The 17592-nt window shown below is 35.0% G+C and carries 13 protein-coding genes and 1 other RNA gene; 8 read left to right on the plus strand and 6 right to left on the minus strand.

Annotated features, from left to right (window positions below; genetic code table 11):
- Nucleotides 1-288: 288 nt before the first annotated feature.
- Together ssrA and CLU83_RS02460 are read right to left on the minus strand one after the other, a co-directional pair.
- Nucleotides 289-685: a transfer-messenger RNA gene (gene ssrA, locus CLU83_RS02455) on the minus strand.
- 168 nt (nt 686-853) lie between these two features.
- Entirely contained in the window at nt 854-2068 is a 1215-nt protein-coding gene (locus CLU83_RS02460) for a serine hydrolase (RefSeq protein ID WP_100430152.1), read from the minus strand.
- 235 nt (nt 2069-2303) lie between these two features.
- Here CLU83_RS02460 and CLU83_RS02465 point away from each other — a divergent pair, with 235 nt between their 5' ends.
- Nucleotides 2304-3506, plus strand: coding sequence for an NAD(P)-dependent oxidoreductase (locus CLU83_RS02465; RefSeq protein ID WP_100430153.1), 1203 nt, complete (start codon nt 2304-2306; stop codon nt 3504-3506).
- Between the two features lie 64 nt (nt 3507-3570).
- On the opposite strand, the gene fumC is transcribed toward CLU83_RS02465, so the two are convergent.
- Both fumC and CLU83_RS02475 read right to left on the minus strand, forming a co-directional pair.
- Nucleotides 3571-4956, minus strand: coding sequence for a class II fumarate hydratase (gene fumC / locus CLU83_RS02470; protein ID WP_100430154.1), 1386 nt, complete (start codon nt 4954-4956; stop codon nt 3571-3573).
- A 210-nt stretch (nt 4957-5166) separates the two neighbouring features.
- Nucleotides 5167-7878: a pitrilysin family protein gene (locus CLU83_RS02475; RefSeq protein WP_100430155.1), complete on the minus strand. Its 2712-nt coding sequence runs from the start codon at nt 7876-7878 to the stop codon at nt 5167-5169.
- A gap of 201 nt (nt 7879-8079) precedes the next feature.
- On the opposite strand from CLU83_RS02475, the gene CLU83_RS02480 reads away from it, so the two are divergent.
- From CLU83_RS02480 to CLU83_RS02510, 7 genes are all read left to right on the plus strand, one after another.
- Nucleotides 8080-10716 (plus strand): patatin-like phospholipase family protein, encoded by a 2637-nt coding sequence (locus CLU83_RS02480; RefSeq protein ID WP_100430156.1) that lies wholly within the window; start codon nt 8080-8082, stop codon nt 10714-10716.
- A gap of 19 nt (nt 10717-10735) precedes the next feature.
- Entirely contained in the window at nt 10736-11425 is a 690-nt protein-coding gene (locus CLU83_RS02485) for an aspartate/glutamate racemase family protein (RefSeq protein WP_100430157.1), read from the plus strand.
- A gap of 189 nt (nt 11426-11614) precedes the next feature.
- A complete protein-coding gene (locus CLU83_RS02490) occupies nt 11615-12520 on the plus strand; it encodes a J domain-containing protein (RefSeq protein WP_100430158.1) in 906 nt (301 codons plus the stop codon).
- Complete coding sequence (locus CLU83_RS02495) at nt 12517-12810, plus strand: chaperone modulator CbpM (RefSeq protein ID WP_100430159.1); 294 nt, start codon at nt 12517-12519, stop codon at nt 12808-12810. The genes CLU83_RS02490 and CLU83_RS02495 overlap by 4 nt, the downstream gene beginning before the upstream one ends.
- Nucleotides 12811-12918: 108 nt before the next feature.
- A complete protein-coding gene (locus tag CLU83_RS02500; protein ID WP_100430160.1) occupies nt 12919-13701 on the plus strand; it encodes an ABC transporter permease in 783 nt (260 codons plus the stop codon).
- Between the two features lie 4 nt (nt 13702-13705).
- Nucleotides 13706-14458: an ABC transporter ATP-binding protein gene (locus CLU83_RS02505; RefSeq protein ID WP_100433582.1), complete on the plus strand. Its 753-nt coding sequence runs from the start codon at nt 13706-13708 to the stop codon at nt 14456-14458.
- A gap of 8 nt (nt 14459-14466) precedes the next feature.
- A complete protein-coding gene (locus CLU83_RS02510) occupies nt 14467-15438 on the plus strand; it encodes an MlaD family protein (protein WP_100430161.1) in 972 nt (323 codons plus the stop codon).
- 2 nt (nt 15439-15440) lie between these two features.
- Here CLU83_RS02510 and CLU83_RS02515 read toward each other — a convergent pair whose 3' ends face one another.
- Together CLU83_RS02515 and CLU83_RS02520 are read right to left on the minus strand one after the other, a co-directional pair.
- Complete coding sequence (locus tag CLU83_RS02515) at nt 15441-16562, minus strand: cysteine desulfurase family protein (protein WP_100430162.1); 1122 nt, start codon at nt 16560-16562, stop codon at nt 15441-15443.
- A gap of 1 nt (nt 16563) precedes the next feature.
- Complete coding sequence (locus tag CLU83_RS02520) at nt 16564-17487, minus strand: EamA family transporter (protein ID WP_100430163.1); 924 nt, start codon at nt 17485-17487, stop codon at nt 16564-16566.
- Between the last annotated feature and the right edge of the window lie 105 nt (nt 17488-17592).

Genomic DNA, 17592 nt, shown 5'->3' on the forward strand with positions numbered 1-17592 from the left:
TAAGTTAATAAATATAGAATTATGATGTTCTTCAGTCAAGTCGTTAACCTGCTTTACATGTTGTAATTCAGTTACTTAAGCGCTTTTTTATGGCAATTTTGTGGCACTTTTTGCTCCAGTACTAAAATGCCACAAAATTGCCATAAATATTTGGAGCACTTTTGAAAATTTTGATAGTTACAGGAAAAATAAAAAAGCCTGCAAATTCAAAAATTTGCAGGCTTTTAAAGGGTTTCGAGACATTTTGTGCGTTTTTGACAACTTTGAAAAGTTGCCTTTAAACGGTCCCAGTGGAATCGCCGGGAATCGAACCCGGGTCCAAACAAGCAATTAAAGAGCTTTCTACACGCTTATTTCCTGAATGAATTTTCGACTCGGAGTTAGGTCAGGAACAACCGCTCTTTGCTTAGCTTCTTTAGTTTCGAAATCCGCCCGAAGCTTGCGGAAATCTAGGTTTAAATTTACGATTCACCTTAATCGACCGCTATAAACCAAAGCTTTCGAGATGAATCCTGCTTTCCTACCTAGTAGGACGAGGCTAATCTTACTATGATTCAGATTATGCAGCAAGAGCGTAGTTTCCTTCGCCGTGTAAAATGTTTGAGACCTTTTATTTACGAGAATTATCCCAGTTCTCGGCGTGCTTACTTTTCAATTCGACTTGCTGTCAAAACCAGTCGACCCCATTTTTTATTTTAGATTGCAGAATCTTAAATAGGACTGCAAAGATACGACATGAATTTCAAAAATCAATGCCAAAATTCAATAACAATTGCAATTTCAAAAATCAATTGCAATTTCAAATTTTTAAATGTGAATATTGCAGTCTAACATCTGCAGTCTGAAATGAATTTTACTCAGTATCCTCGACTTTAAACGGATAATCACCAAATGTAACAGCCAGTTTTCGAACGGCATAAGTGCTTCTGTTGAATTTATTGGATAAAGCAATTATAGTAACATTTTCATCTTTCAAAGTAACATACGAAGAAGTAAAACCATGCCACCAGCCGTTGTGAAAATAAAAATTCTTGCCATTATCCCAATTGATCATTCGGATTCCCAATCCATAATTTTTGGTTCCTTTTCTTTCATTACTGTATCCAGTAAAAACTTGTGCTAATAGTGCAGGTTCCAAAAAGGATGGTGAATTTCTAGCTCTGTCAAATTTTAATAAATCTCTAGGAGTAGAGTAGATGTTTTTATCGCCATAAATTTTGTCTAGATAATCAATTCCAATTTCGACTCTGCTGGCTTTATAAGATGGTGCTACATGGTGTTTGTCTTTATCAAAATCTAAAACAAAAGTATGTGCCATTCCCAGAGGCTTAAAAATCATTTGAGCCATCGCATCTCTATAGGAAAGCTTGGTTACTTTTTCAATAATCAAAGCCAGCATCGCATAATTAGTATTGCAATAAGCAAATCGGGTACCGGTTTTTTGTTCCAAAGCAATATGTTTTGTACCCATAATGGTCAATATGTCTTGGTTGGTCAAGGTATTATGCCTATCCCAAACACTTTTGTCACGATCGGTAAAATAGGCGTAACTGCGCATACCGCTTCTATGACAAAGCAGCATCCTTACGGTAACCTCCGGATACGGAAATTCGGGTAAAAAATCAGTTACTTTTTGATCTAAATCAATTCTTTTGGCATTGACTAATTTTAAAACAGCTGTTGCGGTAAGAACTTTACTAACCGATGCAATATGAATGGAAGTCGTATCTCTTATAGGTGTTTTGTCTCTTAAATTCGAATAGCCTTCGTATTTTTCATAAATAATCTGACCATTTTTGGCTACCAGAAAACCACCGTTCATACTGTTGTTTGGCCAATTTTTTCTAACAAAAGAATCAATTCTGAGCTGTTTTTCCTTTATATAGTCAGCGGTAAGAGGTGTTTCCTTACCCATAGGTTTCATTTTGGGCAAAACGTTTTTAGGCAGTTCTGAATCTTTTATTTCTATTGCAGCTTTTTCATCAGATGCGGATTCCTTTTTGCAGGAAGTCAGTACGGCTATTGGGAGCAGTAAATATAGTATATTTGCCTTTTTTATAAAATTCATTTTTTTGTGCTAAAAAGCAAATATATATAATCCTTGATTCTGTTTTTGTTTTTTTTTGCTTTATGGAGATTATTTTAAAGAGCCCGCAAAGAGGAGTTTTTTATAGTTTATTAATCATCATGGCATTAAGTTTTTTTAGATGAGAAAAAGTTTTATAAAAAAAATGAAAATTAAATAATATTGTTATATTTGTAACAAAAAATACTTATAAAGTTATATTTTTAAAACATTCAAAATGAAATTCGGAATTATTAAAGAAAGAAAAAACCCGCCTGACCGCAGAGTTGTTTTTTCTCCCAATGAATTAGCCAAAATAAAACAGCTGTATCCTAGTTGTACTGTAAAAGTAGAAAGTTCCGATATCCGTATTTTTACAGATGTTCAATATCAAAGCATGGGAATTGAAGTGACCAATGATGTCAGTGATTGTGATGTGCTTTTTGGTGTAAAAGAAGTCCCTGTAGACGATTTGATTCCTAATAAGTCCTATTTCTTTTTCTCGCATACCATCAAAAAACAGCCACATAACCGAAAATTACTGCAGGCTGTTTTAGAAAAAAATATAGACTTGTATGATCACGAAACTATTATTGATTCTCACAACCGAAGATTAATTGGTTTTGGGAGATATGCTGGATTTGTTGGTACTTACAATGCTTTTCGCGCTTTCGGGATCAAATTTGAATTGTTCAAAATGCCAAAAGCCGAGACGCTTTCCGGCAAAGATGCCTTAATTACCCATTTAAAAAGGCAGGTTTTGCCACCACTAAAAATTGTGGTTACAGGAACTGGAAAAGTCGGGAATGGAGCCAAAGAAATTCTGGATGCGATGAAAATCAAAGAAGTTTCGGTTGAAAATTATTTGACCAAAAATTTCACTCAAGCCGTTTATACACAGATTGATGTTTTGGATTATAATAAAAGAAAAGACGGGCAGGTATTAGATTTTACCGATTTTCACAATAATCCGTCCGAATATGTTTCTGATTTTGAACGATTCACGAAAGTTTCCGATATCTATATCACAGGTCATTTTCATGCCAATGATGCTCCAGCGATTCTAACCCGCGAAATGCTTCAAGCGAATGACTGCAAAATAAAAATAGTAGCCGATATTTCCTGTGATGTCAATGGTCCTATCGCCTGTACGCTGCGTTCCTCAACGATTGCCGAGCCTTTGTACGGTTATCTGCCAAGCGAAAATAAAGAAGTAGACGTTTTTCATCCCGCTGCGATAGTGGTTATGGCTGTCGATAATCTGCCTTGCGAACTGCCAAAAGACGCCAGTGAAGGTTTTGGCGAAATGTTTTCAGAGCATGTTATTCCCGCCTTTTTTAACGGCGACAAAGACGGCATCCTCAAAAGAGCAAAAATGACTGAGAACGGTAAACTTACCGAACGTTTCAGCTATCTGCAGGATTATGTGGATGGGAAATAATTTTTTAAATTATGAATTATAAGTTTTTAGCACTTTCTAGTAAACTTATAATTCATAATTGTTTCTAAACCATATCCTCTGGTTTCACCCATTCGTCAAATTCTTCGGGAGTTACATAGCCTAATCGTACCGCTTCTTCTTTAAGGGTAGTTCCATTTTTGTGAGCCGTCTGTGCAATTTCTGCCGATTTATAATATCCGATTTTGGTGTTCAAAGCTGTAACCAGCATCAAAGAGTTATTAACCAATTCCTCAATGCGTTTGTAATTAGGTTCAATTCCCTGCGCACAATGAATGTCGAATGAATGGCAGACATCTCCCAGCAATTCCGCCGATTGTAAAAAGTTGGCAGCCATCATCGGTTTAAAAACATTCAGTTCATATTGGCCCTGCATACCGCCAATGGTAATCGCCATGTCATTCCCAATCACCTGGGCGCAAACCATCGTCAGTGCTTCGCATTGTGTAGGGTTTACTTTTCCAGGCATAATGGAGGAACCAGGTTCATTTTCAGGAATAAGGATTTCGCCGATGCCAGAACGAGGACCCGAAGCCAGCATCCGAATATCATTGGCAATTTTGTTTAAAGAAACGGCTAACTGTTTCAGCGCACCATGGGTTTCTACAATTGCATCGTGTGCTGCCAATGCTTCAAATTTATTGGAAGCAGTCACAAAAGGATGGCCTGTAAATTGAGAAATATATTCGGCTACTTTTGTGTCGTATCCCTTTGGAGTATTTAAACCAGTTCCTACTGCTGTACCGCCCAAAGCTATTTCGGATAAGTGTGGCAATGTGTTCTTTACGGCTTTCAAACCAAAATCCAATTGCGCGGCATAACCCGAAATTTCCTGTCCCAAGGTAAGGGGAGTGGCATCCATCAAATGAGTGCGTCCAATTTTGACAACCGATTTAAATTCGGCAGCTTTTTTTTGAAGTGTATCTCTTAATTTTTGAATATTTGGGATAGTATTTTCAACTACAGTTTTGTAAGCCGCAATGTGCATAGCCGTTGGAAAAGTATCATTAGACGATTGTGATTTGTTGACATCGTCATTGGCTTTGATAAATGGTTTGTCATCAGCAATATTCAGCCCTTTTAAAACCTGAACCCGATTAGCAATCACTTCATTAACATTCATATTGCTTTGCGTACCAGAACCGGTCTGCCAAATCACCAGCGGAAATTCCTCAGAAAGTTTTCCTGCCAAGATTTCATCGCATGCCAAAGCTATATAATCCCTTTTTTCTGTGGATAAAACACCTAATTCACAATTGGTATAAGCAGCAGCTTTTTTGAGATAGGCAAAACCTTCAATAATAGCTTTTGGCATGGATGCAGGCGACCCAATCTTGAAATTGTTTCGGGAACGTTCGGTTTGTGCTCCCCAATATCTGTCGGAGGGAACCTGTACTTCGCCCATAGTGTCTTTTTCGGTTCTAAAGTTCATTTTTTGCGTTTTTAAGTATTTGAAAAAAGAATACCCTGCCGTGTATTCTGTAATAAAGTTACTCGTTTTTTTTAGTTATAAAATCAGTTTGGGTCATAAAAAAAAGGTACTGATTGCTCAATACCTTTTAACAGTTGGATTTTTAAGTAAATAACCAAGATGGAATCTTAGATACTTATGATCTTAGTTTCTTAGCAATTTTAAAAAAAATTACTTTTTAACAAAATCTCCTGTATTTACAACTACGAATTTTTTTGGATCAAAATATTTAACTAATGCAGTATTGATTTTTTGTACATCTAAGCTTTTAACTTTAGTTTCAAAATCCTCATAATCTTTGAATGTTTTTCCTAAATCCAAGTTTTCTCTTAGTTGGCGAACTAAAAACTCATCGGTTCCCAGCATCGTTTGTCTGTTTTGCAGCCATGATTTCAATGAGCTGTCAAATTCTTCTTTGGTAAATCCTTTGCTGATCGCTTTTTGAATTTCTTCATTCAAGGCAGCAGTTAATTTATCTTTCATTGTTGGATTGTAAAAGGCATAAATTCCCCAATCGGTTGTTGGATCTATAGCATTAGCCTGCAAATAAGAACCGGCACCGTAGCTTAATCCTTCTGTTTCGCGCAAACGCTGCGGAATTCTGGAAGACAGGAATGATCCTCCTCCAAGTAACTCATTTGCCATAGAGACAGCAGGGTAATCAGGGCTTTTTTCTCCAATATTCAAATTGATTTTTCCAAGTAAAACTGCGTTTGTTTTATCATTAATCTGAATGGTTTTATCATTTGATTTTACATCAAAATATTGAGTTGGAATTCTTTTGTATGCAATCTTTGAATTCCAATTATCAAAAGTGCTGTTCAAGAAATTTTTTATGACCGTTTTGTCAATTCCTCCAACAAAAGAAGAAAAACTGTTTGTACCGCCATAAAAAGAAGCATAAAAGTTTTTAACATCTTCAATTGTAATTTTACTTAATGTTGACAGACTTTCATCTGTTGTCTCCGAGTAATATGGATGTGTTTTAGAATATAATGCAGTTAGTTTAGTTAACTCTTCACTAGCTACAGCTTGCGGTTCATTACGGTTAGCTTCCAGTCCGTTTTTGGTTTCCAGTTTTAGTTTCTCAAATTCAGTAACATCAAAAGAAGGGTTTTTCAGAATGTCTTGCACTAAGTTTAAAGCATTGCTTAAATTGGTTTTGTCAGTACTGATTCTCACATACAACCCATCTACAGAACCTCCGAAACTAAGGTTGATTTTGTATTGGTCGATTTGGTCGTTGATTTCTTTTTTAGTTCTGTTTTTCGTTCCAAGTTTCAGCATATTAGCAGTTAACATGGCAATCATTGATTTTTGGCTTAATGATTTTTCATCTCCCATTCGCAGTAATATTCGGCCCTCAATTTTATTTCCTTTGGCTGGTTTTTCTAATAGGGCATATTTTCCTCCTGAGGCTAATTTTCCTTCTTCAGTAGATTTTATAATATTGGCTACAGATACTTCAAAAGTAGCAGTGTTGGCCTCCAAAGCTTTTCCTTTGTATCCTTTAACGAGAGCAGCGATATCTTTAGTTTCGGATACTTTGGTTCTTTCGCTAGTTGTTTCAGGAATAAAACGTCCCCAAGTTCTGTTGCTTTGCAGATAGTATTTTTTGGCAGCATTTTGAATATCCGCTACAGTCAAAGCTTCTATATTGTCTCTGTCTATAAAAAACAGACGCCAATCTCCAGCTCCAACAAATTCGGTCAATGCAACAGATAAATTGATGGTTTTGTTGTAGGTGTTCTCAAATTGCTTTAACAGTTCATTTTTGGCACGCTTAAGGTCTTCTTCTGTAAAAGTCATTTGAGGAACAGAATTCATAGTTTCCAAAAAGGCTTTCTGCACTGTATTGATGTCTTTGTCTTTGGCAATTTCACAGGCAAAATAACTGAATGCAGGATCTTTTAATGTTATTGTATATCCATAAACATTAGTCGATAATTTAGTTTCAACTAATGCTTTGTATAACGCACCTGAAGGGTTATTGGTAATTATTGAAATTATGGCGTTATTGGCAGCATATTCTTTATCCGAATAACTTGGAGTGTGGTATGCCATTCCGATATATTGAATATCACCGTTTCTTTTTAGCTCAACAAAACGTTCTCCATCCTGAGTTGGCTCTACAGTATAGGTTTTTGGAATCTCGATTTTTGATTTTGGAATAGGAGCAAAGTAATCTTTAATCCAGGAAAGCGTTTTTTTCTCATCAAATTTTCCGCCAATTATAAGTGTAGCATTATTTGGCTGGTAATATTTTTGATAAAATTCTTTTAGACGGTTAGCAGGAACACGCTCAATATCTTCTTTACTTCCTATTGTTGATTTCCCGTAATTATGCCACAAATAGGCAGTAGAAAGAATGCGTTCATTTAAAACTCCTGATGGATCATTTTCACCAATTTCGAACTCATTTCGAACTACGCTGAATTCACTGTCCAGATCCGATTGAAGGATTGCAGAAGTAATCATTCTATCAGACTCCATGTCTAGTGCCCATTTTAAATTTTCGTCAGTAGCGGGCAAAATTTCATAATAATTCGTACGGTCATAATAGGTAGTTCCATTGGCTTGTGCGCCTTTGTCAGCAATAGTTTTTTTGATGTCAGTAAATTTAGAAGAACGTTTAAATAACATGTGCTCTAATAAATGCGCCATACCCGATTCACCATATCCTTCATGTCGGGAACCTACACCGTAAACAATATTTACAATCACATTTGATTGTGCGGCATCAGGAATTAATAAAATCTTTAGCCCGTTTGGCAAGCTGTATTCTTTGATACCTTCTACCGAAGTGACAAGAGTAGTTTCTTGAGAGTAGGAATTTGTGGATAAAAACGACACAAAAGAAAGAGCAAAAAGAAGTTTTTTCATTTTTCGTATAAATTAGTTGTAAGTTTATATTGTAAAAATATGTATTTTTTTGAAAGAATAATCACTTGTTTTGAAAATTTTAAGAAGGCTGTTAACTTTATTATTTAAGTTGATGCATTTTTTTTAAATTTATAAAATGTTTCTCATTAAAATTAAAAACAAATATTTTTAATAACTTGATTTTTAGTATTTTTTTAAGCTATGGAAAATAAAAAAGCGGCAATTGCATGGGCCAAAAATTATTTAAGAGGTGAAGATATTTCTAACAGTATTCCTTTTGAGGATTTGTACCAAAACTTAATAATATATGAACAGTATGGTTATGCAACTGAGATACTGCTTAAAAAAATTGCCGAAAATGAAGATAAAGGTACTGAAATAAAGTTATCAAAATATCAGGATTTAGCGGATAATGTATATAAGGACAGTACATTGTCGTCTTATTTTAAATTTGATAAAGCAGTTAATATACTCAAATCGTTTTGTGATTTAGAATATACCAAAAACTCAAAAACATTGGGGATTGCAGGAGCAGTCTACAAAAATAAATGGAAGTTTGACCATCAGTTTCATAATTTACTGCAGTCGCGGTCTTATTACAAAAAGGGATATCTGATTTGGAAAAATAAACTGCACAAATCTATCCAAACCGAAACCTACTGTATTAACACCGCAGTGAATTATGCTAATCTCAATGAGTTAATCGTAATAGAAAATTTAGAACAGCTCTCTGAAACCTGCGAAATTACCAGTGAAACCATTACAAGATTTGAAACGGCTCAAAATACAAGAAAAGAAATCATTCAAGCCTATTTGACAGATACAGATGCGGTTGTTTTTAAAGACGGAATTGAATCTCAGGATAAATTATATACTGCTTTGGCCGAAGCTTTTTTTGGTTTGAGAATGTATAAAAAAGCGCTTCATTTCATTAAATTATATACTCAGGATAAGACTGAGAATTGGCAGATTAAATCCTTTAGCAAACAGATCTATGATTTGGCTAATTATCAAAGAACAGAGAAATATCAAAAATCTACTAATAAGGACCCTTTTCAAAAAAGTGAAATTATAGAGGAAGGACAAAACAGCTGTCTGATTGCTTTAAATCTTGAGGCTGACGAAAATACAAATGCTGATGATGTAAAGCAAAAACAGCAGCATAAGTTAGGAATCGGGCTTTCTGGCGGCGGTTTTAGAGCGGCTTTATTTCATATTGGTGTTTTGGCAGCTTTAGCCGAAAAAGACAAACTGAAAGATATTGAGGTTATTTCCTGTGTTTCGGGAGGTTCCATTATCGGGGCTTTTTACTATTTGAAAATTAAGCAATTGTATGAAAGCAAAGCAGATGAAGATATTGTTCAAGACGATTACCTTCGGATTGTAAAAGAAATTGAAACTGAATTTCTGGGTGCTGTTCAAAAGAATATCCGAATGCGTCTGCTGACAAGTTTTTCTAAGAATTTAAAAATGTGGAAAGGAAGTTCGTATTCGCGTTCGAACAGATTGGGAGAGCTTTATGAAGAGTATTTTTATAAGCCATTACTGCCTAAAAAAGATTCTTTACCAATTTTTATGAACGATTTATTTATTAATCCTTTTGGTGATGAGTCATTTAAATTGAATGATGACAATTGGAAAAGAATTAATAAAGTGCCTCAATTAATTCTAAATGCTACAGCAGTAAATACAGGGCATAACTGGCAGTTTACAGCTTCTTGGATGGGAGAACCGCCCACTTTTATTTCGGATGAATTTGATGTAAAACCCCGTTTAAGGAGAATGTATTATGAAAATGCGCCAGAGCAGTACCAAAAGTTTAGATTGGGCTATGCTGTCGCGGCTTCTTCTTGTGTGCCGGTTTTGTTTCAGCCTTTAGTATTTAAAGGGCTGTATGAAAATTTTGATTTGGAGCTGATTGATGGAGGCGTTCATGATAATCAGGGAATTGCATCAATATTAGAACAGGAATGCAATGAAATTATAGTAAGCGATGCCAGTGCTCAAATGCCGGATAATGCAGTAAATAAGGATAATGCCATGTCTTTATTTTTTAGAGTAGATACTATTTTGCAGGAGCGCCTGCGCGAGATTCAATTATTGGATTTAAAATCCCGAAAATATACTTCGATTGTTGCCAAACTTTCAATTGTTCATTTAAAAAACGGTTTAGAACAGCTTCCTGTGAGCTGGATTGACTGTACCGATGTAAACCGAAGCATTTTGTATGATAAAGAAATAGAGGATGAAAATGCACTTTTGAGATATGGCGTAATGAAGAAAATTCAGAAGGGACTTAGCGAAGTACGGACCGATTTGGATTCTTTTAATGACCTTGAAGCGTATGCTTTAATGTACAGCGGGTACAGACAGATGATGCATGAAAATGATTCGGAGATTGTGAAAAAGGAGAATTGGAATTTCCTAAAAGTAGCAGAAAACTGTACTTATCCTGCAAATGAAAAACAGCTTGTAAAACAATTGAAAGTGAGCAGTTTTGTTCCTTTTAAAATTGTCCGAATGTCAAAATTTATTCGTATTATTTTATTGCTAATTGGTAGTGGTTTATTAATTGAAGTGCTATATTATTTAATTTGCAATTGGAATAATCCAAATCCATTTAAGCAAATTAATATTTCCTATAAATTTATTGGATTCACGCTTATTGTTTTTTTAGTTGGTTATTTTTCTAAAATTTTGGCTACTGTCATCAACATTGAAAGCGTAGTCAAAAAGAAACTTGCGTTACTATTATTAATAACTGTTGGTTGGGCATTTTCTCTAATTTATATTCGTATTTTTAATCCTTTGTACAATAGATTAGGTAGAATTAAATAAAAAAAAAGGCATAAAAAGAATGAAAAAATTAGGACTCATAGGCGGTATCAGCTGGGTATCAACAGCAGATTATTATAAGTTTATTAATGAAGGAATCAATAAAGAGTTAGGAGGAGTTAATTTTGCTGAGTGCATAATTTATTCTTTTAACTATGATGATATTAAAAAAAATAATGAAAACAACGACTGGGATACTACATTCAATATGTTATCAAAAGCCTGCCAGGATTTAAAGAATTGCGGTGCCGATGCAATTATTCTTTGTGCCAATACGATGCATCTTATAGCAGATCGGATTCAGGAAAGTGTCGATTTGCCATTAATACACATTGCCACCGAAACTGCAAAAGAAATCCAAAAAAAGGGCATTAAAAAAGTGGGACTTCTTGGAACAAAGTTTACGATGGAATTGGATTTTTTTAAAGACAAATTAACCGCTCTTGATATCGAAGCAATAATACCCGAAGCTGACGACAGAGATTTTTTACACGATACTATTTTTAATGAATTGGGAAAAGGATTAATTCTGGAAAGTACCAAGGCAAGATACCTTTCTATTATCGAAAAACTTATTGATAACGGAGCAGAGGGAATTATTCTGGGCTGTACAGAAATTCCGTTGCTGGTAAAACAGGAAATGGTAAAGGTTCCTGTTTTTGACACTGCTTTGATTCATTCGAATGCTGCAGTTGCATTTGCTCTGAGTTAATTCTTTGATTCTTTAATCATTCTAAAAGCCTTAAGTTAGGGCTTTTTTTGTTTTTGTATAATTTGCTCTAATAAAATGTTTTATCATAGTTTAGGTTCGATAAAATGCTTAAATTTGAGAGTAAAATATTCTTTTAAATGATTGAATAGCATTTCTTTTTAATAGAATCTCATCTAAAACTATAGTAAAATGGCATTTATAGACTATTACAAAGTATTGGAGATTGATAAAAATGCATCTGAAGCTGATATAAAAAAAGCGTACAGAAAATTGGCACGTAAATACCATCCTGATTTAAATCCTAACGATAAAGAAGCCGAGAGAAAATTCAAAGAACTCAATGAAGCCAATGAGGTTTTGAGTAATCCAGAGAATCGAAAAAAATACGATCAGTACGGTGAACATTGGGAACACGGCGAGGAATATGAAAAAGCCAGACAGCAGCAGCATCGGTATCAAAATGGAGGAGACCAGCAAGGTGGAGGTTTTAGAGGCTTTTCTGGAGGTGGTGATTATTCGGATTTTTTTGAATCAATGTTTGGCGGCGGCGGTCAAAGAGGAAGCCGTAAAACAGCTGTGTTTAAAGGACAAGATTTTAACGCCGAATTACATTTGGACTTGAAAGATGTTTATACTACTCACAAACGAACCCTCACAATCAATGAAAAAAATATACGGTTGACTATTCCTGCTGGTGTTGAGAATGGTCAGGTTATAAAAATAAGCGGGCAAGGAGGAGAGGGAGCAAATGGAGGACCAAAGGGCGATCTATACCTTACTTTCAATATCGAAAATCACACCAATTTTAAACTCGACAAACACAATTTATATACAACAGTCGATTTAGATTTATACACGGCACTTCTTGGAGGGGAAATTACCGCCAATACCTTTGATGGAAAAGTAAAATTAACAGTCAAGCCAGGTACACAAAATGGCACCAAAGTAAAACTAAAAGGGAAAGGTTTTCCAGTGTATAAAAAAGAAGGAGAGTTTGGTGATTTATTCATTTCGTATCAAATACTATTACCAACACACCTTACCGAAAGAGAAAAAGAATTATTCGTAGAACTTGCTAAGCTTAGAACAATATGAGAACTGATAACTTAATACTTTTGAAAACCGTCAGCTCTCATTATCAATTAGAGCTTTCCTTCTTTACCCATCTTCATGATTTGGGTTTGATTGAAATTGAAGTCATGGAGCAATCTCCATATATTCACGAAAATCAAATGCATAATTTGGAACGAATGATTCGAATGCATCATGATTTAGAAGTAAACCCCGAAGGAATTGATGTCGTTTTTAATCTTTTGCAGAAAATAGAACATTTGAAAAAGGATTTAATGGCTGCCCAAAACAGATTGCGGTTATATGAGAATTAAGCTCCTGATACGGCTTGTTTTTCAAAAAATATAGCTGTAATGTGTTAAAATAATTAGCTTATTTGTGTGTTTGAGAGTTATTTATATTAGGAATTAATCACAAACGGAATGAACACTATTTTTAGAATCGTTGAAGCATTCAAAAGTTTTCTTTTTGAAATTGGTGAACTTTCGGATTTTGCAGGGCGTTTTTTCAGGGAAGTACTCAAACGTCCTTTAGAATTCAAAGAATTTCTTAGGCAATGCTACAATATGGGTAATCGCTCGTTGCTTCTTGTAGGAGTAACTGGCTTTATTATCGGATTGGTATTTACCTTGCAATCCAGACCTACTTTGCAGCAATTTGGTGCCGTTTCATGGATTCCTGCCATGGTAAGTGTTTCCATCATTAGGGAAATTGGTCCCATCATTACCGCTTTGATTTGTGCAGGCCGTATAGGTTCAGGAATTGGAGCCGAGTTAGGTTCAATGCGTGTGACCGAGCAAATAGACGCAATGGAAGTTTCAGGAACAAATCCCTTTAAATATTTAGTTGTTACCCGAATATTGGCTACCACTTTAATGTTGCCTATTTTGGTTTTTATCGGAGACAGCGTGGCGCTTTTGGGCTCTTTTTTGGTCGAAAATTTAAAAGGCGACGTTTCGTTATTACTGTATTTTACTCAGGTTTTTGACCATCTCGAATTTTTTGATGTTATCCCCTCAACCATTAAATCATTCTTTTTTGGTTTTGCCATTGGATTGGTAGGTTGTTTCAAAGGATATTATTGTAAAAAAGGAACGGCAGGAGTAGGGTTGGCGGCCAATTCGGCAGTGGTTTTTTCTTCGATGCTTCTTTTTATTATCGACTTTATAGCAGTTTTTGTTTCTAATGTTTTTTATGATGTCTAATGTTATGGAAACCAATATAGACAATACAAAATCCATTGTAGTCATCAAAGATTTGAAAAAAAGCTTTGGGAATAATTGTGTTTTGGATGGATTTAATTTGGAACTGTTTCAAGGAGAAAACTTGGTGGTTATGGGAAAATCAGGTTCGGGAAAGTCGGTGATGATTAAATGCCTCATCGGATTGGAAGAACCAGATGATGGTAGTATTGAAGTAATGGGAAAAGACATCAAACAACTTTCTCGAGAAGCTTTGGATGAACTGAGAACCGAGGTCGGTTTTCTTTTTCAGGGTAGCGCATTGTATGATTCAATGTCAGTTCGTGAAAATTTGGAATTTCCTTTGAGACGGCACACCAAAAAGTTTGGTATCATTCAAGATACCACTCCCTTGGTTATGGAAGCATTGGAAAGTGTAGGTTTAGCTAATACTATAGATTTGATGCCTAATGAACTTTCGGGAGGAATGAAGCGTAGAATTGCTTTGGCAAGAACGTTGATTTTGAAGCCAAAAATAATTCTGTACGATGAGCCCACAACGGGTTTAGATCCTATTACCTCGAAAGAAATTTTAATGCTGATGGTTTCTGTTCAAAAAAAATACAATACCTCATCCATAATTATAACGCATGATGTGGATTGTGCCAGAATGATTTCAAACCGTATGATTTTATTGATTGACGGAATAAATTATGCCGAAGGGACTTTTGAGACTTTATTAAGCACTAAAGACCCCAAAGTACAAGCTTTCTTTAAATAAGTATAAAAATGGAAAAAACTGCTTCAGAGAAAATCAAATTAGGACTTTTTGTTATTTCAGGACTGATACTTTTTGTTCTTGTCGTTTATTTTATTGGTAACAAGCAAAAAATGTTTGGGAGAACTGATCATCTCACGGCTGTTTTTAGTAATGTGAATGGATTGCAATTAGGAAATAATGTTCGGTATTCGGGCATCAATATAGGTACGGTTCGAGAGATAGAAATGATAAATGATACAACCATCAATGTGGATATGATTATCGATAAATCAATGTTTCAACACATCAAAAAAAATGCATTGGCAAGTATTGGATCTGATGGTTTGGTGGGAAGCATGGTCATAAATATCATTCCAGGAAAAGGAAACCAACCGCATATTGAACCGGGTGATGTTATCCAATCTTCGAGTCGGATCCGCACCGATGATCTATTGAATACATTAAGTGTGACCAATAAAAATGCCGCTTTACTCACAGCCGATCTGCTTAAAATCACAAAGGAAATCACTCAGGGGAAAGGAACTCTGGGAACATTAGTTAATGATACACTCATGGCGGCTGATTTGAAACAGACCATGAACTACTTAAAAATGACTAGCAAAGGAACAACTGAAACTGTAGAGAACTTAAACAAAATGGTAGTTGCTTTAGGGGATAAAAACAGTGTGATAGGAGTGTTAAATGATCCAACGGTTGCCCAAAAAATAAAAACTATTGTAGCTAATTTGGATCAATCCAGTCAGGAAATAAACAAAGTGGTGACTAATTTAAATGCAATAATTTCGAATGTAAAAAATGGTAATGGTGCAATCAATTATTTGTCCAATGACCCTAATTTGGTCAAAAAAATAGACTCCACTATGACAAATTTAAACAAAGCAACAATTCTCCTTAACGAAGATCTTGAAGCGATGAAACATAGTTTTTTATTACGTGGTTATTTCAAAAAACAAGAAAAGGTTAAAAAGAAAACCAATTGATTTTAAATACTTTTCAATCCTTCTATCAATAAATCAACGTCTTCTTTAGTATTAAAATGACTAAAAGAAATGCGGATATTTGGTTTTTTTAAATCATCTGGCGAGAGCATTTCTGTCAATACATGCGAAGGCCTGATGCTTCCTGACTGGCATGCGCTGCCACGGGAAACAGCAATCCCTTTCATATCCAAATGAAATAAGATCATGGATGTTTTGCTTTCATCCAGCGGTAAAGTAATATTGAGCAGATTGTAAAACGTATTTTCTCCGTTAATTTTAAAATCAGGAAAATTTGTTTTTAGTTTTCCAATAGTATATTCTTTCAATGAGGCAATATAAAGGCTTTCGGATTCAAGATTTTGACAGGAAAGTTCTAGAGCTTTTGCCATTCCTGCAATTTGATGTATGGCTTCGGTTCCTGGTCGAACTCCTTTTTCCTGTTCTCCTCCAAAAAACAAAGGTTGTAAACCCGCATTTTTTCGAACAAAAGCAAATCCAACCCCTTTTGGGCCATGAAATTTATGGGCGCTGGCAACGATAAAATCAATGGGAGTACGCTGTAAATCAATTTTGGTTTTTCCAATAGACTGCACGGTATCCGAATGAAATAAAGCATGATGTTCCTGACAAATTTGGCTTACTCTGTCAAGATCCAAAATTGTTCCTGTCTCATTATTGATATGCATCAATGAGACCAAGGTCTTTTTTTCTTCGGATAATAATTCGACTAAATGTGTCAAGTCCAGTTCGCCATTGGGTTTCACATTTACATAATCCACCTGAATTCCATATTCATTTTGAAGCGCTATTGCTGTATGAAGTACAGCGTGATGCTCTATTTTGCTGGTGATGATGCGTTCTGTTTTTAAATCTTTTACAGCAGATCGCAAAATCCAATTGTTTGCTTCGGTACCGCAAGAAGTAAAAATGATTTCAGATGCCGTAGCATTTAGCTGTTTGGCGATTGATTTTCGAGAAAGCTCCAGAATATTTTTGGCATTGCGCCCTAAACTATGAGTAGAGGATGGATTACCATAATCTTCCGTCAATATTTTGGTCATTTCTAGAATCACTTCCGGATGAAGTGCTGTTGTGGAGGCATTATCAAGATATGCTTTTTTCATGCTAGATAGATTTTGAATCCTGAACAATTACTTTGGATTTATTTTTTTTGCCAAATAATACTTTCTTATTAAAAATAATAATAGAGATTAAAATAAGGGAATAGGAAACCATCTGAAGCAGGCTTACTTCTTCCTTAAAATAAAAAACAGCCAAAGTAAAATTGATTATCGGATTGATATACATTAGGATTCCCACAGTGGATGAATCAAGTCCTTTTAACGCATACAAGTTTAAAAATAGCGGAATAATCGTAAAAAGTACTACAATACAAAATAAACACATATAAAATAAAGGAGCAGTTGGAACTGCTCCGCTGTAACTCGGATAAAAAGGCAAAATAAGCAAGGCAATAAAAAGCAGCTGAATGTTCAAAACCAGAAACTTATCAATTTCACTGTTTTTACGCTGACTAACCAAATATAAGGCATAGGTCGAAGCAACTACAAGACTGTAAAAAATATCCTGAAAATGATTTAGAGACAGTAAAACGCAGCTTATCGTACTGATGCAAACTGCTGTCCATTTCCATTTGTTTAATTTTTCATGAAGCAAAAAGAAAGCAAAAACGGTAGTCAGAATGGGGCAAATCAAGTATGCCAATGAGCCTGCTTTGACGTTTATATGATTAATCACATATATAAAAATTAGCCAGTTGGAAGCTAAAATTAAACTTCCAACCAAGGTTAGTATGATGATTTTTTGTCTCTTCTTTTTAGGCATTATTTTAAAATCTTCCCAGTTTTTTTTGAGATTTTTCCGTCTAAAGATGAGATTTATGGCTGTTAGTGTAAATACGCTAAAAAAAACACGATAAAACAGTATATCGAGGGAGGGATAAGAGGAAATAGGTTTTAAGGCCAGACTGAAAAATCCCCAGAGAAAAAAAGCTGAAAAAGCGGCAAAGTAGTAGTTGTATTTTTTCATTGCAAAGTAAAATTCGGTACAAAGATAGGAATTTCTAAAGCTAATGAAATGTATTTAATTAAGGGCTTTTTGTTCATTTTTAGTAGAAGCGTACGCTGCAGCAGC

This window comes from Flavobacterium sp. 1 (assembly GCF_002797935.1).
In the GTDB taxonomy this organism is placed as follows: Bacteria; Bacteroidota; Bacteroidia; order Flavobacteriales; family Flavobacteriaceae; genus Flavobacterium.